19 protein-coding genes are annotated in these 25,298 nt (G+C 64.9%); 10 read left to right on the forward strand and 9 right to left on the reverse strand.

The genetic code is table 11. From position 1 onward, the window contains the following. Positions 1 to 14: 14 nt before the first annotated feature. On the forward strand, positions 15 to 1,115 hold the full coding sequence (locus JJC00_RS27180; protein WP_200468922.1) for a DUF2336 domain-containing protein: 1,101 nt from the start codon (positions 15 to 17) through the stop codon (positions 1,113 to 1,115). On the opposite strand, the gene JJC00_RS27185 is transcribed toward JJC00_RS27180, so the two are convergent. Continuing rightward, positions 1,112 to 1,750: an NrsF family protein gene (locus JJC00_RS27185; RefSeq protein ID WP_200468923.1), complete on the reverse strand. Its 639-nt coding sequence runs from the start codon at positions 1,748 to 1,750 to the stop codon at positions 1,112 to 1,114. The two genes, JJC00_RS27180 and JJC00_RS27185, sit on opposite strands and share 4 nt — an antisense overlap. Before the next feature lie 2 nt (positions 1,751 to 1,752). Continuing rightward, a complete protein-coding gene (locus tag JJC00_RS27190) occupies positions 1,753 to 2,298 on the reverse strand; it encodes a sigma-70 family RNA polymerase sigma factor (protein WP_200468924.1) in 546 nt (181 codons plus the stop codon). Between the two features lie 299 nt (positions 2,299 to 2,597). On the opposite strand from JJC00_RS27190, the gene JJC00_RS27195 reads away from it, so the two are divergent. Continuing rightward, a complete protein-coding gene (locus JJC00_RS27195; protein WP_200468925.1) occupies positions 2,598 to 3,257 on the forward strand; it encodes a hypothetical protein in 660 nt (219 codons plus the stop codon). Between the two features lie 138 nt (positions 3,258 to 3,395). Next, complete coding sequence (locus JJC00_RS27200; RefSeq protein ID WP_200468926.1) at positions 3,396 to 4,175, forward strand: enoyl-CoA hydratase; 780 nt, start codon at positions 3,396 to 3,398, stop codon at positions 4,173 to 4,175. 4 nt (positions 4,176 to 4,179) lie between these two features. Here JJC00_RS27200 and JJC00_RS27205 read toward each other — a convergent pair whose 3' ends face one another. Continuing rightward, positions 4,180 to 6,039 (reverse strand): acetyl-CoA hydrolase/transferase C-terminal domain-containing protein, encoded by a 1,860-nt coding sequence (locus JJC00_RS27205; RefSeq protein ID WP_200474257.1) that lies wholly within the window; start codon positions 6,037 to 6,039, stop codon positions 4,180 to 4,182. A 218-nt stretch (positions 6,040 to 6,257) separates the two neighbouring features. Between JJC00_RS27205 and JJC00_RS27210 the strand changes: the two genes are divergently transcribed. Genes JJC00_RS27210 through JJC00_RS27220 form a run of 3 tightly spaced genes read left to right on the forward strand, consistent with a single transcriptional unit; the run spans position 6,258 to position 9,222 of the window. Next, positions 6,258 to 7,688 carry a TolC family outer membrane protein gene (locus JJC00_RS27210; protein WP_433996464.1) on the forward strand — a complete coding sequence of 477 codons (1,431 nt, stop codon included), beginning with the start codon at positions 6,258 to 6,260 and terminating at the stop codon, positions 7,686 to 7,688. Between the two features lie 24 nt (positions 7,689 to 7,712). Next, positions 7,713 to 8,270, forward strand: coding sequence for a hypothetical protein (locus tag JJC00_RS27215; RefSeq protein WP_200468928.1), 558 nt, complete (start codon positions 7,713 to 7,715; stop codon positions 8,268 to 8,270). Between the two features lie 40 nt (positions 8,271 to 8,310). Further along, entirely contained in the window at positions 8,311 to 9,222 is a 912-nt protein-coding gene (locus JJC00_RS27220) for an amidohydrolase family protein (protein ID WP_200468929.1), read from the forward strand. 15 nt (positions 9,223 to 9,237) lie between these two features. Here the strand turns inward: JJC00_RS27220 and JJC00_RS27225 are convergent, their stop codons facing one another. The 3 genes from JJC00_RS27225 to JJC00_RS27235 form a co-directional block, all read right to left on the reverse strand. Beyond that, positions 9,238 to 12,354, reverse strand: a complete 3,117-nt coding sequence (locus JJC00_RS27225; protein WP_200468930.1) for an efflux RND transporter permease subunit — start codon at positions 12,352 to 12,354, stop codon at positions 9,238 to 9,240. Between the two features lie 29 nt (positions 12,355 to 12,383). Then, a complete protein-coding gene (locus JJC00_RS27230) occupies positions 12,384 to 13,628 on the reverse strand; it encodes an efflux RND transporter periplasmic adaptor subunit (protein ID WP_200468931.1) in 1,245 nt (414 codons plus the stop codon). 145 nt (positions 13,629 to 13,773) lie between these two features. Further along, positions 13,774 to 15,174 (reverse strand): CoA transferase, encoded by a 1,401-nt coding sequence (locus tag JJC00_RS27235; protein WP_200468932.1) that lies wholly within the window; start codon positions 15,172 to 15,174, stop codon positions 13,774 to 13,776. Between the two features lie 57 nt (positions 15,175 to 15,231). On the opposite strand from JJC00_RS27235, the gene JJC00_RS27240 reads away from it, so the two are divergent. Both JJC00_RS27240 and JJC00_RS27245 read left to right on the forward strand, forming a co-directional pair. Continuing rightward, entirely contained in the window at positions 15,232 to 15,519 is a 288-nt protein-coding gene (locus tag JJC00_RS27240) for a hypothetical protein (RefSeq protein ID WP_200468933.1), read from the forward strand. Positions 15,520 to 15,698: 179 nt separating this feature from the next. Beyond that, complete coding sequence (locus tag JJC00_RS27245) at positions 15,699 to 16,469, forward strand: SDR family NAD(P)-dependent oxidoreductase (RefSeq protein WP_200468934.1); 771 nt, start codon at positions 15,699 to 15,701, stop codon at positions 16,467 to 16,469. A gap of 183 nt (positions 16,470 to 16,652) precedes the next feature. Here the strand turns inward: JJC00_RS27245 and JJC00_RS27250 are convergent, their stop codons facing one another. Genes JJC00_RS27250 through JJC00_RS27260 form a run of 3 tightly spaced genes read right to left on the reverse strand, consistent with a single transcriptional unit; the run spans position 16,653 to position 22,343 of the window. Next, complete coding sequence (locus JJC00_RS27250) at positions 16,653 to 20,030, reverse strand: error-prone DNA polymerase (RefSeq protein WP_200468935.1); 3,378 nt, start codon at positions 20,028 to 20,030, stop codon at positions 16,653 to 16,655. Further along, a complete protein-coding gene (locus tag JJC00_RS27255) occupies positions 20,027 to 21,619 on the reverse strand; it encodes a Y-family DNA polymerase (protein WP_200468936.1) in 1,593 nt (530 codons plus the stop codon). The genes JJC00_RS27250 and JJC00_RS27255 overlap by 4 nt, the downstream gene beginning before the upstream one ends. After that, positions 21,516 to 22,343: an ImuA family protein gene (locus JJC00_RS27260; RefSeq protein ID WP_200468937.1), complete on the reverse strand. Its 828-nt coding sequence runs from the start codon at positions 22,341 to 22,343 to the stop codon at positions 21,516 to 21,518. Before JJC00_RS27260 ends, JJC00_RS27255 begins: the two co-directional genes overlap by 104 nt. A 232-nt stretch (positions 22,344 to 22,575) precedes the next feature. Between JJC00_RS27260 and JJC00_RS27265 the strand changes: the two genes are divergently transcribed. Both JJC00_RS27265 and JJC00_RS27270 read left to right on the forward strand, forming a co-directional pair. Then, positions 22,576 to 23,811, forward strand: coding sequence for a putative DNA modification/repair radical SAM protein (locus tag JJC00_RS27265; RefSeq protein ID WP_200468938.1), 1,236 nt, complete (start codon positions 22,576 to 22,578; stop codon positions 23,809 to 23,811). Beyond that, the gene (locus tag JJC00_RS27270; RefSeq protein ID WP_200468939.1) at positions 23,811 to 25,253 is read left to right on the forward strand and encodes a UdgX family uracil-DNA binding protein; all 1,443 of its coding nucleotides are present in this window, start codon (positions 23,811 to 23,813) and stop codon (positions 25,251 to 25,253) included. Before JJC00_RS27265 ends, JJC00_RS27270 begins: the two co-directional genes overlap by 1 nt. The last annotated feature ends 45 nt before the right edge of the window (positions 25,254 to 25,298 follow it).

Below are 25,298 nucleotides of genomic sequence, written 5' to 3' on the forward strand. Positions count from 1 at the left end.
TCCAGGACAGGGCTATGAGAACCAAATCCGCTAAATCATCCGAGAACCTGCTCGAGGAATTGCAGTCGGCGCTCGCGCACGGCACCGTTGCGCGCCGGGTCGAGACCCTGCGCCGCGTCACCGACCTCTTCATCAACAACGCGGTGGATTATTCCGACGAGCATGTCCGCGTCTTCGACGACGTGTTCCAGTGCCTGATCGAGCAGATCGAAACCTCGGCAAAGGCGCTACTCGCCGGCCGCCTCGCACCGGTCCAAGCCGCGCCGCCAAAAATCATCCGTACGCTCGCGCTCGATGACGTCATCGAGGTCGCCGGCCCCGTACTGACGAAGTCGGAGCGGCTGGACGAGACGACCCTGCTCGAGATCGCCCGCAGCAAGAGCCAGGCCCATCTCAAGGCGATTTCGCTGCGGCGGGTGCTGTCGGAGGCGCTGACCGACGTGCTGGTGACGCGTGGCAACGAGGACGTGGTGCAGTCGACCGTCAACAACCACGGCGCACAGCTCTCCGAGGGCAGCCTCACCGATCTCGTCACCCGCGCCGAACGCGACGACGATCTTGCCGCCTGCATCGGCCTGCGGCCCGACCTGCCGCGCCATCATTATCTGAAACTGATCGCCAAAGCTTCCCTGAGCGTGCGCAGGAAGCTGGAGGCCGCTCATCCCGAGCTCGCCGACGAGGTGTCGAGCGCGGTCCAGGAAGCGGCGCAGCGGGTCCGCGCCGCCACCATGACCCGCCAGACCGAAATGGCCCACGCGTTGGTGAAATCACTCCACGACGACGGCCGTCTCAACGAATTCCAGGTCACGACCTTCGCCGAGCAGGGCAAGTTCGACGAGACCAATGCGGGGCTCGCGGCACTCGCAGGCGTTTCGGTGGCGACCGCCGAGAACATGATGATCGAGAGCCGTAGCGAGGGCGTGATGATCCTCGCCAAGGTTGCCGGCATGCAATGGTCGAGCGTGCGCGCGATCATCGCCATGCGCGAAAAGCTCTCCGGCGGCTCGCAGACCGACATGCTGACGCTGCGCCATACCTACGAGGCCCTGCGCAGCTCCACCGCGCAGCAGGTGCTGCGCTTCCACCGCATGCAGAGCGCGACGTCGGCGGCCTAGTAGCGCAGGACTCTCGATCCAACGGCCGCACCGATCGCAGTCACGATCGCGGTCGCGATCGTGTACCAGGTCGCGACGAACAGCGGCGAGTCATCCGTGCAATGCGACGCATAGAGCGTGGCGGCAAGCCCGGCTGACAACAGGCCGGCGAGCGCACCGGCAAGCGCCGGCCGCGACGGCGCGCCGTGGCGCAGGCCGAACAGCGCACCGGCGAGCAGCGGCAGCGACATCGCGGGGATCGCCGACATGCACCATCGCGAGTTCTTGCCGACGAGTCGCATCGTCATCGGCATGGCCGGCGCCATCATTGCTTCGCTGCCGATCGCGACCGCAAGCAGACCGACAGGCAGCAGCAGGAGCCAGCCCCAGCCGCGCATCAGCGCTTCGGGGCGCGACAGATGCAGGCTGATGATGATCGCGGGAATCGCGAGCGACAGCGTGACTGCGAACTTCGTGTCGAAGAACGGGTTGTGCATCGCCGTCATCACGTCGGGCCGCACGCCCAGGAAGGTGGCGAAGATCAGGATCGAGAACGGCGCCGCCACCAGCAGCCCCGTGGTCATCAAGGCGCCGACGCGGGGGGCGCGGTGGGCGTTGTCGGCCGCGAGCGTGCGAATGAGTTGATCGGTGTCCATGACTAGTGGTCCCGTAGTTTAGCAGTCAGGGCCGAAAGCCCCCGATGCAGCGCGACCCGCACGGCACCTTCGCTCATCGAGAATTTCGCTGCCGTATCCTTGATCGAGGCGCTGTCGACCGCGATCGACTGCAACACGTCGCGCTGGCGCTGCGGCAGGGCACTGAGGTGGCTGGCCACCTCGCCTGCCGAAGCCGTCTCCTGGGGCGTCTCGCCGGGCAGCGTTTCGGCGAAATCGTCGATGTTGACGAAGACGCGCCGGCCGCGCCGCCGCAGCGCATCGATCAGCTTGTTGCGCGCAATCGCGAACAGCCAGGGGGCGAAGGGCGCTTCGCTGTCCCAGGTGTGCCGCTTCAAATGCACCGCCAACAAAATCTCCTGCACGATATCCTCGGCCTGATCGGGAGGCTGCCCGGCACGCGCCAAGCCGCGCCTCGCGGCGGCGCGCAGCACCGGTGTGACCCCTCTCAACAAGCGATGATAAGCTGCATCATCGCCTGCCATGGCCGACCGCATCAGGCCGGTCCACTCGTCCTCACGTCCGCGCACGCGCGCTCCTACACGGCAATTCGGCCGCTCTTTCAATTTGTTACGCCGGCACCCGCGAGATCACGAAGTCGTGATCAAAAGACCACCGCAGGCGCCCAAAGGATCCGATCCGGCCGTAAAAGCCCCGGGAGGCTCATAACACCGATCGGTCCGCGCTGCACCCGGCAGCCCGACGCGCCCGTCCGGTTTGCCCCGGTTTTGCCCGGTGTGGCCCGAAGATTCCCATTTTTTGCCCCGCTGTCGTCATGCGCCGGGGTCTCTGTTCGCCCCGGGACGGGCAAATTGGGGAGATCGTCAACATGATGAAAGCCAGCGGGCGCGCGGCATTGATCGTCCTGACCGGACTATTGCTGCTGTTTGGAGCTTCAGCGCAGGCCGCACCGAGCTCTGCGAGCACGAAGCCGGACGGCGCAAGCCAACAGGCCGAAGCGGTCAAGCCGGGCAAGCAGCGACGCCATTCGTCGCGCCACCGCACCGACAGCAAGACGGCGCAGAAATCCGACGACAAGACCGACAAGACGGATGCCACGCCGCGGGCCGACGAGGCCAAAGCCAACACCGGCGTCCCGGCCTCGAGCCAGATGCCGCCGGAAGTCGCCAATGCCAACGCGCAGGTCGCCGCCGCCGACACGCCGCCTGCAGCCGCAGCCTCCGCGATGACGGGCCGCGCCAACGACAATGTGCAGGCCGCCGCTGACAATAGCGCTCCCCCCGGCGCCGAGAACCAGGTCGTGCCGCCCGACCAGCTCAACGACCTCGACCGCGCTCTGCAACAGGACAACCCGCCCGCGCAGAAAGCGGTGGTTGCCGCAACCGACGCACAGCCGCGTCCGGCGCCGGTGATGGCGAGCAGCCAGCCGAGCTCGGCCTGGGACCAGAGCTCCCTGATCGGCAAGATCTTCATCGGCGTCGGCACGCTGCTGACACTGGCCTCCGCCGCGCGCATGTTCATGGCCTGAGTCTTGGCCTATTGGCTCAGCCTAATGGCTCATTTCGGGGCGCGCGCCGCATTGCGCGCGTCCCGGCGGCTTTTGGCCCCTTGAAGGCATCCGCTCCAGCAGGCACATTGCCCGCCCAATCAAAAGCGTGGGTGGAGCATGAGCACGTTCGAAAACATCATCGTCGAAAGCAAAGGCGCGGTCGGCATCATCAAGCTGAACCGGCCGAAGATGCTCAACGCGCTCTCCTTCGGCGTCTTTCGCGAGATCGCGGCGGCCGTCGACGATCTCGAAGCCGATGACGCCATCGGCTGCATCGTCGTGACCGGCAGCGAGAAGGCCTTTGCCGCCGGCGCCGACATCAAGGAGATGCAGCCGAAGGCCTTCATCGACATGTTCTCCGAGGATTTCGCCGCGATCGGCGGCGACCGCGTCGCGCGCTGCCGCAAGCCGACCATTGCCGCTGTCGCCGGCTACGCGCTCGGCGGCGGCTGCGAGCTCGCCATGATGTGCGATTTCATCATTGCCGCAGACACCGCCAAATTCGGCCAGCCCGAGATCACGCTCGGCACCATCCCCGGCATCGGCGGCACCCAGCGCCTGACCCGTGCGATCGGCAAGTCCAAGGCGATGGATCTCTGCCTCACCGGCCGCATGATGGATGCGGCGGAAGCCGAGCGCTCAGGCCTCGTCAGCCGCATCGTGCCCGCCGACAAGCTGATGGACGAGACGATGGCGGCCGCGGAGAAGATCGCCGCGATGTCTCGCCCCGCGGTGGCGATGGCCAAGGAGGCGGTGAACCGCGCCTTCGAGACCACGCTCGCGGAAGGCATGAGCGTCGAGCGCAATTTATTCCACTCGACCTTCGCGCTCGAAGACCGCTCCGAAGGCATGGCCGCGTTCATCGAGAAGCGCAAGCCGGTGAACAAGAACCGGTAAGGTTCTATGCGGCGCGGCTCTGCACGAGGGCCGCGCTGACCAGCGCGCGATAGAAGCGCTCGGCCCACGTTTTTGGGCGATCAAGGCCGAGGCGCGCGAGACACGCCTCGTCAGCCGGATCCGGCTTGCGCATCAATCCCTGCCACAGCAGGCCCGCCAACGCGCGCGAAGAATGTTGCGCACCTTGCAGGATCTCCAGCGCCGGGATGAGGCGCTGCTCCACCTCGGTGAAATCACAGCCGAACGGAAACGACGGCAACAGCCCGGCGTCGCGCGCGGGCTTGAGCGCTGCCGCGATCCGCTCGGGATGATTTTCGCGGTGGACCGCGGGGATCTCGTAGCCTCGCGGCAGCTTGCCGGCCTCCTTGGCAACGCGTGCCAGCTCATCCTGAAAGCGTGAGTCAGCGATCTCGAGCATGGCCGCGATCACGTCGGCATCCGACTTTCCCCGGAGATCGGCAACGCCATATTCGGAAACGAAGACATCGCGCAGATGCCGCGGAATGGTCTCGTGTCCATAGCGCCAGAAAATGTTGGATTTCAGCGCAGCGCCGGCCTGCCGCGTCGCCTCGAGCGTCAGGACAGATCGCGCGCCGCGAAGCGCGAAGGCCTGCGCCACGAAATTGTACTGCCCGCCGACGCCGCTCACGACCTGGCCGTCGTCCAGACCGTCGGACACCGCCGCGCCCAGCAGGGTCGCCATCATCGTGTTGTTGATGAAGCGTGCGTCGACGCGGTCGCGGCGCTTCTGATCCTCCTCGCCATAGAGCTCGTTGGTGAACGACACCGGCATCATCCGGATGCGCGCGATCTGGTCCGGCGGCATCTCGCGCAGCGCGCGATAGAAGGATTTTGGACCGAGAAAGAACGCGCCGTGCAAAACCACGCCATCGACAGCGCGCTTGAGAATGCCGGCGTCCATCAAACCGATGAACGCCTCGGTCACCATCTCGCTGACGCCATAGAGGCCGGCCTCGAAGGCAAGGGCTTCCTGCGCAACGGCCGGTCGCGCCGGAGACAGCCGCGCGACGACGTCGTGAAAGGCTGCGCAGTTGCGATGGCGCAGGACCAGGCCCTGCGCGAGCGCATCGCCGATCTGCCCGATGCCGATCTGAAGCGTACCGCCGTCGCGCACGAGAGATGCCGCGTTCAGCCCGATGGCGTATTTGGTATCGGAGATCGGCTCCGACGGCGGCGCAAACAGGGGAAAATCGGTCGCCGTGCTGTCCAGCACGGCGCTGAATTCGTCGGCCGCAAGATCGCCGGGACCCGGCATGAACGGCAGCTCGGAATTCACCTGCGCGACCAGCTTGAACGACGCGCGTCCGGCGCGGCGCTCGCGCAGCACGTCCAACGTCGTGTCCGTGTTGCAGGACAGGCTGTAGCGCGGCACGCCGTCGACGACGCGCTTGGCGACCAGTTGCGTCACCACGTTCATCCCGCGGGCCAGCAGATAGCTTGCGGCGTGGGTATAGTTGGCCGAGATGTAATTCTGCTGCGCCGCCGGCACGTGCAGCCAGCGTCCGGCAAGAAAGAAGAATTCGACCACGTTGACGTTGGGCGGCAGCCGACTTTCGCGCAGCGCATTGGCATAGGCCAGATCGGGGTACCCTCCGAACAGGCGGTCGATCACGGGCGTGATGAACCGGCGTTCGATCAGGGCCTTCGGCTTCGGCTTTTCCAGTGTCAGCGCCGACAGCAATGTCAGCTTGATGTCAGGATCGGCGCAGGCCCGCGCATACAGCGCGTTGACGACATGATTGGCCTTGCCGAGGCCGAGCGGCAGACCGACCACCAGATCGGTTCCAACGTCGCGAATGATCTCCTCCGCGAGCGCATCGGGGTCGGAGAAGAATCTCGGCATCATCCGTGGGGTCCGGACCGCATGACAAGCACCTGACAGAATAGGACTGCGGGACCCTATAGCGCATTTGGGACGGGGTTGGTGTGTGACGCACCTGCAACAAGCACGGAATACATGGGGGTTTTCCCCGCGGCAGTTTGCCTGCGGGACCGGCGCTGGTTAAACAGTTAAGAGGCCACCGTCGGCGGGGGCGGACAGCCGGGGTTTTGCGGGATTACATGATTGGGCGTGCCGCCAGAGCTGGTCGCGTGATGACGCGGCGTCGATCAGGCGCGGGTCCTGTCCTGGCGGCATGGACCACGCTGGCGCTCTGTTGCGCCCTGCCCGCCGCGGCCTACGCAGAGGCCCTGCCCGAGGCGCTGGTCAAGGCCTACCAGACCAATCCGCAGATCAACGCCGAGCGCGCAAGGCAGCGCGCCACCGACGAGAACGTGCCGCAGGCGCTCGCCGGCTACCGGCCGCAGATCGTGGCAAGCCTCAGCGCCGGCCTGCAAGCGGTGCGTAACCTGCTTCCGGACAACACCATCCAGACCGCGACGCTAAGACCGTGGACCATCGGGGTCACGGTGTCGCAGACCCTGTTCAATGGCTTCCGCACCGCCAACAGCGTGCGGGTTGCGGAGCTCCAGGTGCAGTCCGGCCGCGAGGCGCTGCGCAATGTCGGCCAGGGCGTGCTGCTCGACGCCGTCACCGCCTACACCAACGTGCTGGCGAACCAGTCGCTGGTCGAGGCGCAGCGCTCCAACGTCGCCTTCCTGCGCGAGACGCTCTCCATCACCCAGCGCCGCCTCAATGCCGGCGACGTGACCCCGACCGACAGTGCCCAGGCCGAGGCGCGCCTCAACCGCGGCCTTGCCGATCTGAATGCTGCCGAAGTCGCCCTCGCGGTGAGCCAGGCGACCTATTCCCAGGTGATCGGCAATGCGCCCTCCGCGCTTCGCCCCGCCGAGGTGGTCGATCGCTATCTGCCGAAGAGCCGCGAGGATTCGATCGCGATGGCGATCCGCGAGCATCCGGCGGTGATGGCCGCGGGCTTCGACGTCGACGTCGCCTCGACCAATATCCGCGTCGCCGAGGGCGCGCTGCTGCCGAGCGCCAGCCTCCAGGGCAGCGTCAGCCGCAGCCGCGACAGCGACCCGACGCTCGGCACCTTTGCTACCGACCAGGCCTCGATCGTCGCCAACGTCACCGCGCCGATCTATGACGGCGGCCAGGCCGCATCGCAGACCCGGCAGGCCAAGGAAGTCACGGCGCAGAGCCGCCTCGTGCTCGACCAGGTACGCAACCAGGCGCGCACCGCGGCAGTCAGCGCCTGGGTCGCCAATGAAGGCGCCAAGATCGCGGTCTCGGCCTCGGAGTCCGAGGTGAAGGCCGCGACCGTCGCGCTCCAGGGCGTACAGCGCGAGGCCGCCGGCGGACAGCGCACCACCGTCGATGTGCTGAACTCGCAGGCCGATCTGATCCAGGCCAGGGCCCGCCTGATCGGCGCGCTGCGCGACCGCGTGATCGCCTCCTACACCCTGCTCAGCGCCGTCGGCCATCTCGACGTCAAGACGCTGAGCCTGAACACGCCCGACTATCTGCCCGAGGTGCACTACCACCAGGTGCGCGACGCCTGGCACGGCCTGCGCACGCCGTCGGGGCAGTAATTTCAAACCTTCCGGTCGACACCGATGAAGAGCCGCCGCATCCATCTGATGGGAGCTTCGGGCTCCGGCGTGACGGCGCTCGGGCGCGCGCTTGCGGGCCGGCTGGCGCTGCCGCATCACGACAGTGACGATTATTTCTGGCTGCCGACGGCGCCACCATACCAGACAGCGCGCCCCGCGGCAGATCGGCTGCGTCTCATGCGCGAGATGTTCCTGCCCCGCCACGACTGGGTGCTGAGCGGATCCGTCGAAGGTTGGGGCGACGAACTTGTCCCGTTGTTCGATCTCGTCATCTTCGTGACCACGCCGCGCGAGCTTCGCTTGCAGCGGCTGCGGGCCCGCGAGGCCACGCATTTCGGTGCCGATGCTGTCGTGCCCGGCGGCTGGCATCATGACGAGACGGCGTTGTTCGTCGAATGGGCTTCGCACTACGAAGCCGGCGACCGCGAGGGCCGCAACCTCGCCAAGCATGAAGCCTGGGTTGCTGGCCTGCCCTGCCCGATCGTCCGCGTCGACGGCGCACGTCCGGTTGCGGAGCTGGTCGAGCAGCTATGCACCGACGTGGCTCGACTGCCCGGCTGATGTGATATCGTCCGGCGCCTTCCTTGCAGCCGGAGCAGCCATGACCGACGAAATTTGCGCGCGCGCAGCGCAACCCGCGACGCCGATCAATTTCGACGTGCCGGCGCATGCCTGCGACTGCCACACCCATATCCACGGCGATGTCGAGAACTTCCCGTTCTTCGCGGGTCGCGTCTATACGCCGGGATCGGCGAGCCCGGAGGAAATGGCGGCACTGCACAAGGCGCTGCATATCGAGCGCGTCGTGATCGTCACGCCGAGCGTCTACGGCACCGACAATTCCTCCAGCCTGTTCGGCATGAAGGCCCGCGGCGCCACCGCGCGCGGAGTGGCCGTGATCGACGACAAGACCACGGAAACTCAGCTCGACGCGATGCATGCGGACGGCTTCCGCGGCATCCGCATCAATCTGGCGACCGACGGCGTCAATGATGCCAATGTCGGCCGCGCCCGCTTCACCGCCGCCATCGAGCGCATGACGGCGCGCGGCTGGCACGTACAGCTCTACACCACGCTGGCGATGGTCTCGGCCATTAGGGATCTCGTGCTGGCCTCACCGGTGTCCGCGGTGTTCGACCATTTTGGTGGGCTCGAGGCCCCGCTCGGACTGGAGCAGCCCGGATTTGCGGACCTCGTCGCACTCGTCAAATCGGGCAAGGCTTACGTGAAGATTTCGGGCGCCTATCGCTCGTCGAACCTCGCGCCCGATTATCAGGACATGGTGCCTTACGCGCGCGCATTGATCGCCGCAAACCCGGATCGGATCATCTGGGGCACCGACTGGCCGCACCCGGATTCGGCGCAGGTCCCGGGTCGCAAGGCGATCGACATCGCACCGTTCCACGCGATCGACGATGGCCGGCTGCTCAACCAGCTTCCGCTGTGGGCGCCGGATGCGGAGGTGCGCAAGACAATCCTGGTCGACAACCCGGCGCGACTCTACGGATTCTGATTTGTCGGGCTGATATCAGCGCGCGCGGCGGGAGAAGAAGGAGATCAGCACCGGCAGCGTCACCAGGATCACGATCGGCGCCAGCATCATGCCGGTGACGACGACGACCGCGAGCGGCTTCTGCACCTGCGAGCCGATACCCGCCGACAGCGCCGCCGGCAGCAGGCCGACACCGGCGACCACGCAGGTCATCAACACGGGCCGGAGCTGCAACTCACCGGTACGTATCACCGCGCTCACGCGGTCCATGCCTTCATCAATCAGCTGGTTGAACTGCGAGAGGATGATGATGCCGTCCATCACGGCGATGCCAAACAGGGCGATGAAGCCGATCGCTGCTGAGACGCTGAAGGCGGTGCCGGTGATCAGCAGGCCGAGCACGCCGCCGAAGATCGCCATCGGGATCACGCTCATGGCGAGCAGCGTGTCAGTCATCGAGCCGAAATTGAACCAGAGCAGGATGCCGATCAACGCCAGCGAGATCGGCACCACGATCGACAGTCGCCGGATCGCATCCTGGAGATTGCCGAACTCGCCGACCCATTCCATGTGCGAGCCGGGTGGCAGCTGAACCTGGTCGGCGATCTTCTGCTGCGCCTCGCGGATCGCGCTGCCGAGATCGCGCTCACGCACCGAGAACTTGATCGGCAAATACCGTTCCTGCTGCTCGCGATAGATATAGGCGGCGCCAGAGACGAGGCTGATATTGGCGACCTCGCTCAAAGGGATTTGTGTCACGGAGCCGTTCGGTCCGGGCGCGCCGATCCTTATGTTCTGGATCACCTCGGCGCTCCGGCGGTACTCCGGTGCAAGGCGAACAATGATCGGGAAGTGGCGGTCGGAGCCCGGCTCATAGATATCGCCCGCGGTGTCGCCGCCGATCGCGACCTTGATGGTAGCGTTGATGTCGCCGGGGGCGAGCCCGTAGCGCGCGGCCTTGGCGCGGTCGATGTCGATCTGCACGGTCGGCTGCCCGAGCGAGGTGAAGACCGCGAGGTCGGTGACGCCCTGCACGGTCGCGAGCACCGACTTGATCTTGTTGGCGGTGTCGGTGAGCGCCTGGAGATCGCTGCCGAACAGCTTGATCGAGTTCTCGCCCTTCACGCCGGAGACGGCTTCGGAGACGTTGTCCTGGAGGTATTGCGAGAAGTTGAACTCGACGCCGGGGAAGCGGTCGTCGAGCTGCTTGAGCAGCTCCGCGGTCAACTCCTCCTTGTCATGCGTGCCGGGCCACTGGCTTGCAGGCTTCAGCGGCGCGAAGAACTCGGCATTGAAGAAACCGGCGGCGTCGGTACCGTCGTCGGGACGGCCGTGCTGCGACACCACGGACTCGACCTCGGGCCGGGCGCGGATCAGCTTGCGCATCTCGTTGACGTAGGAGTTGCCCTCCTGAAGCGAGATGGTCGGCGGCAACGTGGCACGGATCCAGAGATTGCCCTCTTCGAGCTTGGGCAGAAATTCGAGGCCGAGAAGCCGGCCGAGCCCCACCGTCATCAGCACGAGGCCGACCGAGGCGCCGAGCATGATGTTGCGGTTGGCGACGGCCCAATTCAGAACCGGCATGTAGATCCGGTGCAGGATCTGCATCACCCTGGTCTCGGTTTCCTCGACATGCGCCGGCAGGATGATCGCGGACAGCGCAGGCGTCACGGTGAAGGTCGCCAGCAGGCCGCCGGCGAGCGCGTAGGCATAGGTGCGCGCCATCGGTCCGAAAATGTTGCCCTCGACGCCGGACAGCGTGAACAACGGCAGGAAGGCCGCGATGATGATCGCGGCGGCAAAGAAGATCGAGCGCGAGACGTCGGCCGCGGCGCTGAGAATGGCGTGGCTCTTCATGCCGAACAGCGTCTCTTGAGACATCTGTTCGGATTCCGTCGGCGGCGTGGTCTGAGTCAGGCGGCGGAAGATCGCCTCCACCATGATGACGGTGGCGTCCACGATCAGGCCGAAATCGATGGCGCCGACCGACAGCAGGTTGGCCGATTCCCCGCGCAGCACGAGGATGATCACGGCGAAGAACAGCGCGAACGGAATCGTGGCGCCGACGATCAGCGCGCTGCGGAGATCGCCGAGGAAGATCCACTGCAACAGCACGATCAGGAGGATACCGACCACCATGTTGTGCAGCACGGTGTGAGTGGTGAGCTCGATCAGGTCGCCGCGATCGTAGATGCGCTCGATGCGGACGCCGGGCGGCAGGATGCTGGACTCGTTGATGGTTTGAACGAGCTGGTGGACGCGCTTGATGGTTGGCGAGCTCTGCTCGCCGCGGCGCATCAGGACGATGCCCTGCACGATATCGTCGGAATCGTCGATGCCGGCGATGCCGAGACGCGGCTTCTGGCCAACCGTGACGGTGGCGACGTCCTTCACCAGCACCGGATTGCCGTTGGTCTGGGCGATCATGGTGTTGGCGAGATCGTCGATGGAGCGGATCAGGCCGACGCCGCGGACCACGGCCGATTGCTGGCCGATATTGACGGTGTTGCCGCCGACATTGACGTTGGAATTGCTGACCGCCTGGAGCAGCTGCGGCAGCGTCAAGCCGTTGGCGACCAGCTTGTTGTTGTCGACCTGGAGCTCGTAGGTCTTGCTCTTGCCGCCCCACCCAGTGACGTCGATCACGCCGGGCACGGCGCGGAAGCGGCGCTGGAGGATCCAGTCCTGGATGGTCTTGAGGTCGAGCACGCTGTAGTTCGGCGGGCCGACCAGCCGATAGCGGAAGATTTCGCCGATCGGGCTCAGCGGCGAGATCTGCGGCTGCACGTTGCCCGGCAGCGGTGCGAGCTGCGCCAGGCGGTTCAGGACCTGCTGCAACGCCTCGTCATAGGTGTAGGCGAAGGAGAACTGCAGTTTGACATCGGAGAGGCCGTAGAGCGAGATGGTGCGGATGGTCGTGAGGTTCTTCAGGCCCGCGACCTGGGTCTCGATCGGAATCGTGATGTAGCGCTCGATCTCTTCCGCCGACAGGCCCGGGCTCTGCGTGACGATGTCGACCATCGGCGGGGTCGGATCGGGATAGGCCTCGATGTTGAGCTGGTTGAACGCGATCAGGCCGCCGATGAGCACGGCGACGAACAAGCCGACCATCAGGAAGCGCCGGTTGACAGCTAGGGCGACGAGGCGATCCATTCAGTCTTCGCGTTTCTCGGGGTCGTCGATCAGCTACCGGACGCCGCGCGGTCGATGAACAGGCTGCCCTTGACGACGATCTTCTCGCCGGGTTTCAGGTTGCTGGTGACCTCGGCGAGGTTGCCATTGATGAGGCCGATCTTGATCTGGCGCAGCTCGACCGACTTGTCCTCGCGCGCGACCCAGATGCGGACCTGGTTGCCTTCGTAGATCAGCGCCTGCTTCGGCACCGCAGGTGCCGCGCGGTCGCCGGCCGAATAGATCGTGACGTTGGCAAACATTTCCGGCTTGAGCAGGCCGTCCTTGTTGTCGATGGTGGCGCGGACCAGCAGGCGGCGGGTATTGGGATCGATCGCGGCGGCGACGTAGTTGATCTTGGCGGTCAACGGACGGCCCGGCAGCGCCATCACGTTGACGCTGATGTCCTGCCCGACGCAGACTTGAGCGGCGTCGCTTTCGCGCACGAAGGCGGTGAGCCAGACCGTTGAGAGATCGCCGATCACGAAGACCGGATCGCTGGCGCCGGAATTGACGTACTGACCGGGGCCGATCTTGCGCTGCACGACCGTGCCCGAGAGCGGCGCATAGATCGTGATCTCCGGATTGATGGTGCTCTTGCTCTGGAACGCCTTGACCGTCTCGTCGGTGAAACCGAGGATACGCAGCTTGTTGTTTGCAGCCTCCAGCGCCGTCACCGAGGAGCGCATGTCGTTCTGCGCCTGGACCTGGGTTGCTTCCGCCTGCTGATAGTCCTTGAGCGGAATGGCGCGACCTTCGTAGAGATCCTTGGCGCGCCGATACTGGATGTCGGCAAGCTCGAGCGCCGACTTTGCCTTGTTCTGCGACGTCATCGCCGCAATGTAATCGTTCTGGGCCTGCACAGTGTCGGCGGCCTCGATCGTGAACAGCGGTTGACCTTGGGTCACGCTCTCGCCCGGCTTGGCAAGCAGCTTGGTCACGCGGCCTGCATAAGGCGAGAACACCGGCGTCGAGCGGTCCTCATCGATCGCGACCTTGCCTTCGGTGACGTACTCAGCGCGGAAGCTCTTGGCATTGACCGGCTCGATCGTCAGCGTCGCCCATTCCGACGGCGTCGGCGTAAAATTCTGCGCATTCCTGCGCGACTGGCTGGAGACTTCGGAGTGGTTCTTCTCTTTGGCGCCCGCAAACAGGAAGCCGTAGGCGCCAGCACCGGCAAGCGCCAGTAAAACTACGGATGTGATCACCCGCTGTTTTGTAAGCACCTGCAATCGCTTGGTATTTTCAACTACCATGGGGCCCGGTCATGTCCGCGACGATCTCGGCAGACGACTGCCTCATCGATAGCGCTAATAGTGCCGAATTAGGATTTCAAACAACCTAAAAAACGCTGGCTGTCTTTCGGTTTGCGTTAAAATTTTACGACGCGTCAGCTTCACGTCAGCTTCGCGCTGGCCATTGCGGCGGATGGCTGCCGAGCGGCATCGCCGGACGGCTCCATTGCGCCGGCGTCTTCGACAGCACCGCCGAATGGCGCACCGCCGACAACGTGCCGAAGCCAGATGACACGGCTTCCATGAACGCAGTATGTACAACCTCGCCCGTAAGATCCGGGGTGTTGAGACCGTCGTTGAGCCGGCCGAGATTCCACAGCCAGCGTCCGGTCTGCGCCAACGACACGCGCACGTGCCAGCTGCCGCCTTCGCGGGCCTGACGCGCCTTCGCCATCATCGCGCCGAACGCCATCAGATAGCCGGTGGCGTGGTCGAGCATCTGCGCCGGCAATTCCTTCGGACCATCGATGCCGGCGGCCTTGCCTTCTGCATCGTTGAATCCGGTCGTGGTCTGCACCAGCGAATCGAAGCCGCGCCGCTCGGCCCACGGACCGGCCTGGCCATAGGCCGACAGCGTGACATAGACGATGCCGGGATTGATCTCCGCGGCCTCTTCCGGCGAGAAGCCGAGGGCTGACAGCGCGCGCGGGCGATAGCCCTGCGAGAAGATGTCGGCGTCCTTCAACAGTTCGCGCATTTGCGCCCGACCCGCATCGCTCTTCAGCTCGATGAAGGTGGTAAGCTTGCCGCGGCCGGTGTCGATGGTGAGCCAGGGAATGGCGGGCAGCTCCGGCCCCGAGACCAGCAGCACATCCGCGCCGTGCGCAGCGAGCGTGCGGCCGGCGACGGGACCGGCGATGACGCGGGAGAGATCGAGCACGCGAAGACCTGCGAGCGGGCGATCGCCTTTAGGCCACGGTTTGGGCGGAGCGTCGCCGATCTTTTCGATCGAGATCAGCGGCAGCTCGGCGAGAGCGCGCGCCTGCGGCAGCAACGACCATTCGTCGTAGGAGCGCATCAAAGCAACGACTCCGCCGGCGGCATAGGCCGCGGTCTCAAAATCCTCGCCCTTCCATTGCATCAGCGCGGCCTGCACCTTCTCGCGCTCGGGCATGCAGCCAAGCACCTTGCAGACGGCGTCGCGGTGATGCGGGAAGTTGGTGTGGCAACGGACGAAGCGGTTGTCGCCGGTCTTGTAGACGCCGGCGATGGCGTCCCAGGCTGGCGGCGGCGGCTTGTCGTCGCGGCGCAGATAACGCTCGGAACGGCATTCGACGACGGCATGGCGCATGTCGACGGCCACGTCCTGCGTGTCGCCGCTGCGCAGCCGCCAGATCTCGGCGGCGGCAAGGCCGGCAGCGGCGATCGTGGTTTGGCCAGCGACGGCGACGCGAAACGAGGACGGGATCTGCGGCTCGTCGCCGGTCAGCCGCACGCGCGCGAGCGCGGCCACATCACCGCCGGCGGAGGTCCAGATATCCCTGAGAATGTCGATGGGGCTTTGCATGGCCTCTTCTCTCCCTTAGTTTTTCTGCGCCCCTCCATTACCACACAAGGGAATGCAATGGCCGCCATCGATCCCCTCACCGCGGGCGCCGTGTTCGTCGCAACGGCGGCCACCGACGCAGTCTACGTGATGTTCACCTCGGCCGTGATTGCGCGCAAGCGCGTGCCGGCCGCGAACTGGAGCGCAGTCTGGTATCTGCTGTCGTCATATGCCGTGATCAGCTACACTGAAAACGCCTTCTATGTCGCGTTCGCGGCGCTCGGCTCCTGGGTCGGCGCCTACGCGTCGCTGACCTTCCTGCACCGTCCACCCGGCGGCCCGCCAGTGGGAGCTGCGCCGGAGTGAGGGCGTCGCTGTTGCCACACCGTCATTGCGAGCGCAGCGAAGCAGTCCAGAATCGTTCTCCGCAGCGGCAGTCTGGATTGCTTCGTCGCAAGAGCTCCTCGCAATGACGACGTGGAGGCTTCTGGGCGCCTCTTGAAACAGCTACACTCCCTGCGATCAACAAGAAGGAAAACCAAACAATGGATCTCAGTCTCAAAGGAAAAAACGCCATCGTGCTCGGCGGCACCCGCGGCATCGGGCGGGCGATTGCGGCGACGCTGGCCGGTGAAGGCGCCAATGTCGCGGTGTGCGCCCGCAATGCGGAGCAGGTCGCGGCCACCGTGGCCGAGCTGAAGGCCGGCGGCATCCGCGCCACGGGGGGCACCGTCGACGTCAGCGACGGCGCGGCGCTGAAGGCGTGGGTCGAGGGCGCGGCCAAGGAGATCGGCGGCATCGACCTGCTGTTTGCCAATGCCGGCGCCATGGCGCAAGGCCACGATCCGGCATCATGGGAGCAGAATTTCCGGCTCGACGTGCTCGGCGCCGTACATGCGTTCGACGCCGCGCGGCCGTTCCTCGAGGCCAGCGGCGAGAAGAGCGGCGATGCCGCCTTCGTCATCATCTCCTCGATCTCGGCGGCGCAGGCCGATCTCGCCAGCTCCTACGGCCCGATCAAGGCGGCGCTGATCCACATGGCCAAGGGACTGGCGCGGCAATACGCAAAGAAGAAGATCCGCGTCAACGTGGTCTCGCCCGGCACCGTCTATTTCAAGGGCGGCGTCTGGAACATGATCGAGCAGAACATGCCTGAGCGCTACAACGACGCGATGAAGCGCAATCCGACGGGACGCATGGCCACGCCACAGGAGATCGCGAACGCCGCGGTGTTTCTGGCGAGCCCGGTGTCGGGGTTCACCACGGGCTCGAATCTCGTCGTGGACGGAGCGATCTCGAACCGGGTGAATTTTTAGAGAAGCGCGACGCGTTCCGCATCTGCTCCGTCATCTGAGGTGCGAGGTTTGCGATGCAGCGCATCGCAGGCCGAGCCTCGAAGGATGAACGGCCGAGGTGCAGCCGGGCCGTCGCCCTTCGAGGGCCGCTGAAGAAGCGGCCGCCTCAGGATGACGGTGAGAGATTTGCGCGTTGAACAAACCTCAATGGAAATCCCGCGACGGCGGCAGGATGCGGACGTTGCGGGGGTGGCGGATTTTTTGGGCCGGCATGTCCGCGTGGTCGCGGCGGTCATCGTTGAGCGGCTCGACCACAGTGGCGCCTGCCGGGACTGAAGGCTTGCGGCTCAGGGCATCGTTGGCCAGGCCGACCAGATCGTGCGAGCGGTCGATCATGCGCTGGGCGATCAGATGCGTCACCTTCTCGGGACTGCTCTGGATATAGCCCTGGACCTCGATGAGGCGCGCGCCCATCACCTCTTTCCGGTACTGCTCCATGATCTTGGGCCACACCACGACATTGGCGATACCGGTTTCGTCCTCCAGCGTCATGAACACGACGCCACTGGCGCTGCCCGGCCGCTGCCGCACCAGCACCACGCCGGCGCAGCGAACGCGGCGCCGCTCGTTCTCATGGCTGATCTCCTTGCAGGCGACGATCCGCTCGCGCGAAAACATCTCGCGCAGGAATTCCATGGGATGGCCTTTGAGTGACAGCCTGATGGTCTGGTAGTCGGCGACGACCTGTTCGGGACGCGGCATCACCGGCAACGGCTTGGCCTGCTCGTCCGGTTGCTCACGCGCGGTGGCCGCCTCGAACAGCGGCAGCGCCACATCGTCGGGCAGCCGCCGCACCTGCCACAGCGCCTCGCGGCGGTCGAGCCCGAGCGAGCGGAACGCATCGGCATCGGCGAGCAGGATCAGCGCGCGCTTGGGCAGGCCAGTGTCGCGGGCAAAATCTTCGAGCGAGGTGAACCGTTGGCGGTCGCGAGCCTTGATGATACGGTCGGCCCAGTCTTCCTGAGTGACATACACCTTGCCCTGCTGCTTCGCCTGCTCCCTTTTGAGAAATTCCTCATCGGGATCGAGCCAGTGAAAGCCGTCGATCTGGCGGAAGCCCAGGCGAACGGCACAATATCTGTCATCTGTATTCTCCAGCGTGTTCTGCGCAAAGCTGTAGGACACGTCGATCTCGCGCACCTCGACGCCGTTCTTGCGGGCGTCGCCGACGATCTGCGCCGGCGCGTAAAAGCCCATCGGCTGCGAGTTCAAGAGGCCGCAGCAGAAGGCGTCGGGATGATGATATTTCAGCCATGAGGAGATATAGACGAGCTGGGCGAAGCTCGCGGCATGGCTCTCCGGGAAGCCGTAGGAGCCAAAACCCTTGATCTGGTCAAAGCAGCTTCTGGCGAAATTGGCATCGTAGCCGCGCGCGACCATGTTGCCGATCAACTTCTCCTCGTATTGGCCGATGGTGCCGACATTGCGAAAGGTCGCCATCGAGCGGCGCAGGCCGTTGGCTTCCTCGGAGGTGAATTTCGCCGCCTCGATCGCGATGCGCATCGCCTGCTCCTGGAACAGCGGAACGCCCAGCGTTTTGTGCAGCACATTGTAAAGCTCATTCTTGTCGCCGTGATCCGGCGACGGAGACGGATAGCTCACCTTCTCCAGGCCGTTCCGCCGCCGCAGATACGGATGCACCATGTCGCCCTGGATCGGACCCGGGCGCACGATCGCGACCTCGATGACGAGATCGTAGAAGGTCCGCGGTTTCAAGCGCGGAAGCATGTTCATCTGGGCGCGGCTCTCGACCTGGAATACGCCGAGCGACTCGCCCCGCTGCAGCATTTGATAAACTTCGTCGTCATCCTCCGACTTGATATCCGAAAGCTCGTAACGCTGCCCCTTGTGATCCGCGATCAAGTCAAAACACTTGCGGATGCAGGTCAGCATGCCCAGCGCAAGCACGTCAACCTTCATCATGTTGAGTGCGTCGACGTCGTCCTTGTCCCATTCGATGAAGGTGCGGTCGTCCATCGCGGCATTGCCGATCGGCACATAGGTGTCGAGCCGGTCCTGCGTCAGCACATAGCCGCCGACATGTTGCGAAAGGTGGCGTGGGAATTCGATCAGCTCGGTCGCCAGCTCGACCGCGAGGTTGATCATGGGATTTTGGGGATCGAGCCCGGCCTGCCTGACCTGCATGTCGTTGAGACCCTTGCCCCAGCTGCCCCAGACGGTGTCGGCGAGCGCGGCGGTGACGTCCTCGGTCAGCCCCAGCGCCTTGCCGACATCGCGGATGGCGCTGCGCGGGCGATAATGGATGACGGTGGCGATGATCGCGGCGCGGTGGCGGCCGTAGCGGCGATAGACATACTGCATCACCTCTTCGCGGCGCGAATGCTCGAAATCGACGTCGATGTCGGGCGGCTCCAGCCGCTCCTTGGAGATGAAGCGCTCGAACAGCAGATCGACCTTGGTCGGATCGACCGAGGTGATGCCGAGCACGTAGCACACGGCCGAGTTCGCCGCCGAGCCTCGCCCCTGGCACAGAATGTTCTGGCTGCGCGCGTAGTGGACGATGTCATGCACGGTGAGGAAATAGTGCGCGTATTTCAGCTCCGCGATCAGCGCAAGCTCCTTCTTCAGGGTGGCGCGCAGCTTGTCGTCGATCTTGCCGCCGAAATATGTGTCGACACCCGCCCATGTCAGATCTTCCAGATGCCCTTGTGCGGTCTTGCCCGGCGGCACCGGCTCGTCCGGATATTGGTATTTGAGTTGGTCGAGCGAGAAGTCGATCCTGTCGGCAAAGCGCATGGTCTCCGCGATCGCCTCGGGGAAATCGCGGAACAGCCGCGCCATTTCGCGGGGCGTCTTCATAAAGCGCTCTGCATTGGCTTCCAGCTTGCGTCCAACCGCCTCGATCGTGGTCTTTTCCCGGATGCAGGTCAGCACGTCCTGCAGGGGACGGCGGCCGGGATCGTGATAGAGCACCTCGTTGGTGGCGAGCAGTGGCACTTTTACTTGGGCGGCGAGATCGTCGAGCCGCGCCAGGCGGCGGCGGTCGTCACCGCGATAGATCAGACTTGCCGCCAGCCACGCGCCTTCGGCGCGGCTCGCTTTGAGTTTTGAAAGTACATCCAGCGCTTTCGCATCATCAAACCGATGCGGCAATGTCAGGATCAGGAGCTGGCCTTCCGAAAACTCCAGCAGATCAGCGAAGGTGAGACGGCACTCGCCCTTCTCGATCCGCGTGATGTCGTCGCCGCGTTTGCCCCGGGTCAGGAGCTGGCACAGCCGGCCATAGGCGGCGCGGTCGCGCGGGTACACAAAAATATCGGGCGTGCCGTCGATGAAGACGATGCGCGCACCGATCAGCAGCTTTGGCTTGTGCAGAACCTTGTCATTGTCGAGCTCCTTGTAGGCCCGCACCACGCCGGCCAGCGTGTTGTGATCGGCGATGCCAATCACGGGGATTTCCAACTTGCTCGCCTGATGCACATAGGCGCGCGGATCCGAGCCGCCGCGCAGGAAGGAGAAATTGGTGGTGATGCCGATCTCGGCATAATCGGGCGTTTTCATGCAAAAAGACCGTGCACGTACCAGCCGGGAGAAGCGAGCTTGCCGTCGGCGTCGAACACCTCCCCTTCGTAAAGACCGTCGCGGAAAATCCAGAAGCGTAGGCCCTCGGCATCCTCGATGCGGAAATAATCCCGCGTCAGCTGCTTGCCGTCCTGCCGCCACCATTCCATCGCGATGCGCTCGGGTCCTTCCACCCGCACCACCGCATGTTTTGCGCGCCGCCAGGTGAATTGATGCGGCGGACCGTCAGGCACGGTCGCGAACGGCACTGTGACCGGCTCCGGCTTGTCGAACAGCCGCAGGGGACGCAGCGGCGGCTCGCTCTCCGCACGCGCCGGCCATTCGGCCTGCATGGCAGCGGCGAGATGATGCTGCGCGGGCGCGGCCAGCACCGCCTGCTCGGGGATATGGGTATCCTCAGGCAGATGCACGACGACGCGTTTTCCGCCGATCCGCGCGGCGATGCGGTCGATCAGCGCGGCAAGCTCGTCATTGTCGTGGACATGAGCATCGAGATCGCGCTGCTCCTGCACCACGATCTCGGTGCGGCTCGCCGACAGCCGCACCATGTCGAAGCCGAAGCCGGGATCGAGAGGGTCGGCAAGCGCATCGAGCCGCTCGCGGAACAGCCGGTCGATCACCGCACTTCGCGTCACGGGACGTCCGGTCTCGACCATGATCGCGCGCACCACGCCGTCGGTCCGGAAGAACGCGGCCTCAAGGCGCCGTGCGCCCTTGCCCTGCTTTTCCATGGAGGTGATCAACGTGTCCGCCAGCCGCGACAGCGTCATCGCGATCATGGTGTCGGTCGCGATCGGTTCGGCGAAACGTTTTTCCACGATGTAGTCGGGCAGCGGCTTGCGCGGGCTGATCGGCGCATCGCCCTGCCCCAGCGCATGCGCAAGCAAGGTCGAGAACCGCGCGCCGAACCGCGCCGTGATTTCGCTCGGCGCGCGCGAAGCGACATCGCCGATGGTTTTCAGCCCGGCGCGGCGCAGGCCGGTGGTAATGGCTTCGTCCGCACCGAGTGCGGACACCGGAAACCGGTCGATCGCCGCTGCCTCCCCGCCATCGGCAACGATGGAGCCCGTGGCCTGCCGTGTCAGCGTGCGCGCGCAGACCGAGGTGCCGGCAATCGCCGCACTGACGGCAAAGCCCTGGCGCGCGAGCGACCGGACCAGCGTCTGCAACAATGCTGCCTCGCCGCCGAACAGATGCGCGCAGCCGGTGATGTCGAGGAACAGCCCGTGCGGCGGATCGAGCGCCACCAGCGGGGTGAAGCGGTCGCACCAGTCGGCGATGTCGCTCAGCGTCTTCGCGTCGGCCACGACATCGGCGTCGAACACTTTCAGGTCCGGGCACATCGCCCGTGCATTCGCGAGCGCCTGACCAATATGCAGACCAAGGCGCTCGGCGGCTTCATCCAGCGCATGGATCACCAGCGCGTTGTTGTCCTTGATGACAACGATGCTCGGATCATTGGTTCTACCCAGCCCGGCGCTGCTGAAGAACCGCTGGATCCGGTCGATCGGCAGGCGCGGCAGCCACAGGCTGAGGATACGCCGACGGTTCATTGAACTGGCACTCATCACATTTCCATTCCATGATCCACCGGCCACACGGGCCATGACGATTACGCAACAGCTCGACATCGAAGCGCGGCGCGCCCCAAGCACTCCATGCTGACCCCGGCGGCGAATGCGCGGCGCGCAGCATCCATCGCGTCTCCGCCGTCGAGGGCAATGGCTGCGCCGCCATCCGCAACAAGAGGCCGGTGACGCCGGACGATTGCGCGGCCAGCGTCAGCTTGCGGCTTGCCACCAGATCGAACTGCCTGGTCTCGCCCCAGAGCTCGAGCACAACGGCGCCGAGCGCATCGCAGGCGAGCGCATCGGCCGAGGTGCGCAGCGCGCTCTCGACATCAGCCGCACGCACCATCACCACCCGGCGCGGATCGAGGCCGAGCTCGGCGAGCCCGCTCATCGACAGCGCGCCAGTTTCAAGTTCCGAGAAATCCTGCCGCACCCACAGCAACGGCTTGCGCACCGTGACGCGGCCCGCAAGACCGGTGACAAAACCCGTCGCGGCCGCACCCTGACGCCCCTCGCAAAACACCTCGTGGATCGCCGCGCGCGCGAGCCCGCCTTTCAACGCGCGGTCCACCTCACCGTGGCCGAGCGCGACGCGGTCGTGATGATGCACGACCTCCGCCGTCTCGATCCGTTCGATCTGGCTGCGCAAGGTCGCAAGCGCGCTCATGCGTGCGGTGGCGCATGATCCGCCAAAGTGTGAGCGGTTTGGCGACAAGATCATGCGCCCTCTTAAAAAGAAGAGCGCGATCGGACGCAAAACCGGCGACCACTTTTGCTGATCGCGCTCTGCATGCTCGCCGCTCCTCAAAAGATTGATGCCGTGGCTTTCAAAAGAAGAACCAACGGCTGGCTCATTTGTTCATGATATGTTCTAATATAAAGCTAACGGCGCACGAAGAGTCAACCGAATTGCGCTCAATCGAATTCATGAGCCGAATCAAAGGGATTCCGGGATGGACGTACAACGCAAGCTGGTGATCCTGGCAGACGCCGCCAAGTACGATGCCTCCTGTGCCTCCAGCGGCACCGAAAAGCGGGATTCCAGCGACGGCAAGGGCATGGGCTCGACCGCGCCCGGCATGGGCATCTGTCATTCCTACGCGCCGGACGGACGCTGCATCTCGCTGCTCAAGGTGCTGCTCACCAACGCCTGCAATTACGACTGCCTCTATTGCGTCAACCGCGCCTCCTCGAACGTGCCGCGCGCCCGCTTCACCATCGACGAGGTGGTCAAGCTGACGCTCGATTTCTACCGGCGCAATTACATCGAGGGATTGTTTCTTTCCTCCGGCATCATTCGCAGCCCCGACTACACCATGGAGCAAGTGGTCAGCGTCGCGCGAAAGCTGCGCGAGGAGCATCACTTCCGCGGCTACATCCATCTCAAGACCATTCCGGAGGCCGACGACGCGCTGATCGCGGAGGCCGGCAAATATGCCGACCGTCTCTCCATCAATATCGAGATGCCCGAGGAGACGAGCCTGCAGCAATTCGCGCCGGAAAAAGACGTGCGCGCGATCCGCCGCACCATGGGCCGGCTGCGGCTGAAGCTGGACGAAGCCGAGGACAATTGCAGCACCAAGACGAAGGCGAAACCGCAGCGCTTTGCGCCGGCAGGACAAAGCACGCAGATGATCGTCGGCGCAGATGGCGCGAACGATCACACCATCCTCCACACCAGCGCCAATCTCTACGGTTCATACCGGCTGCGGCGCGTCTATTACTCCGCCTTCAGCCCGATCCCCGATGCCAGCCGCGCGTTGCCTCTGGTACAGCCGCCACTGCTGCGCGAGCACCGGCTCTACCAGGCCGACTGGCTGATGCGGTTCTACGGTTTTGACGTCGGCGAGATCGTCGACGACAGCGCCATGCTGCCGCTCGACATCGATCCAAAGCTCGCCTGGGCGCTGCGCCACCGCGATCGCTTCCCGCTCGACGTCAACCGTGCCAGCCGCGAGGAGCTCTTGCGCGTGCCGGGCTTCGGCACCAAGGCAGTCGAGCGCATCATCGCGACGCGGCGCACCACCACGATCCGCCTTTCCGATCTGGCGCGGCTGCACGTGCCCCGCAACAAGGCGCTGCCGTTCATCGTGCTCAGCGATCACCGGCCTAGGCCACATCACCTCGACGAGGCGCGGCTGATCGATCGGTTCAAGTCGAAAACAACGCAACTGGGGTTTGGCTTCTGATGCAGCACATCATCCTCGAAACCGAAACCGATTTCGACGGCTGGCGCAAAGCCGCGCGCACGCTCGTGCTTCATCACGCGAAGCCCACCGATGTCACCTGGGCCGTGCAAGGCGGCGAAGCCGAGTTGTTCGCGCCGCCCGCGCTGTCTCCAATCCTCGAGGTGAACGACGGCACCTTCAACGTCTCGGCAAAATTCGTCGATCTCGCCCAGGCCGCCATCCTGCATCGTGATCCCCAGCGTTTTGCGATCCTCTATCGCCTGCTCTGGCGGCTGAAGGACAATCACGATCTCATCGATGTCGCGACCGATCCCGACGTCGGGCAGGTCACGGCGATGGCAAGAGCGGTTCATCGCGACGAGCACAAGATGCACGCCTTCGTGCGCTTCCGCGAGATCGGCCGCGAGCGCGCCGCGCATTACGTCGCCTGGTTCGAGCCGGAGCATCATATCGTCGAGCTCGCCGCCCCATTCTTCGCCAGGCGCTTTGCCGACATGCCGTGGTCGATCCTGACGCCCGATCTCTGCGCGCATTGGGACGGCCACGCGCTTTCATTCACGCCGGGCGTGAGCAAGAACGAAGCACCGGGCGAGGACCGGCTCGAGGAAACCTGGCGGCGCTATTACGCCAGTATCTTCAATCCGGCGCGGTTGAAGGTGAAGGCGATGCAGACGGAGATGCCGAAGAAATATTGGAGGAACCTGCCCGAGGCTTCGATCATTAAGCCCCTGATCGAGGACGCCGAACGCATGACCGGCGCCATGATCGCCAATGCCGCAACCGATCCGCACAAGCCTCAGAAGCGGCCGGAGGCCCCGATGGCACGCAAGACTACCGCCAATGATCTAGAATCGCTTCGCGAGGAGGCCGCGCATTGCCGCGCCTGCCCGCTCTACAAGGACGCGACGCAGACCGTGTTCGGCGAAGGCCCGAAGGACGCCACCATCATGCTGGTCGGCGAGCAGCCCGGCGACAAGGAAGACCTCGCCGGTCATCCCTTCGTCGGCCCGGCCGGCCAGATGCTCGACCGCGCCCTCGTGGAAGCCGGCGTCGATCGCAAGAAGATCTATGTCACCAACGCGGTGAAGCACTTCAAATTTGTGCCGCGCGGAAAAATTCGTCTGCACCAGAAGCCGACAACGCCGGAGATCAAAGCCTGTCGGCAGTGGTATGAGCGGGAAGTTTCGGCAATCCAGCCCGATCTCGTCGTTGCGATGGGCGCCACCGCCGCGCAAAGCGTGTTCGGAAAGATCACGCCGATTGGCAAGACCCGCGGCCGGCTCATAGACCTCCCCGACGGACGCAAGGCCCTGGTGACGGTGCATCCGTCCTATCTGCTACGGCTGCCCGATCCGGAGGCGAAGGTGCTGGAATATCAGCGCTTTGTCGAAGACCTGAAGATCGCGGCGTCGTTGCAGAGGAAATCCCCGCGCGCCGCCTGACGTCACCCGGTTGCACGGCAGCAAGCCGTAGAGAACTCGCATCAT

This window comes from Bradyrhizobium diazoefficiens, from assembly GCF_016616885.1.
GTDB lineage: Bacteria > Pseudomonadota > Alphaproteobacteria > Rhizobiales > Xanthobacteraceae > Bradyrhizobium > Bradyrhizobium diazoefficiens_F.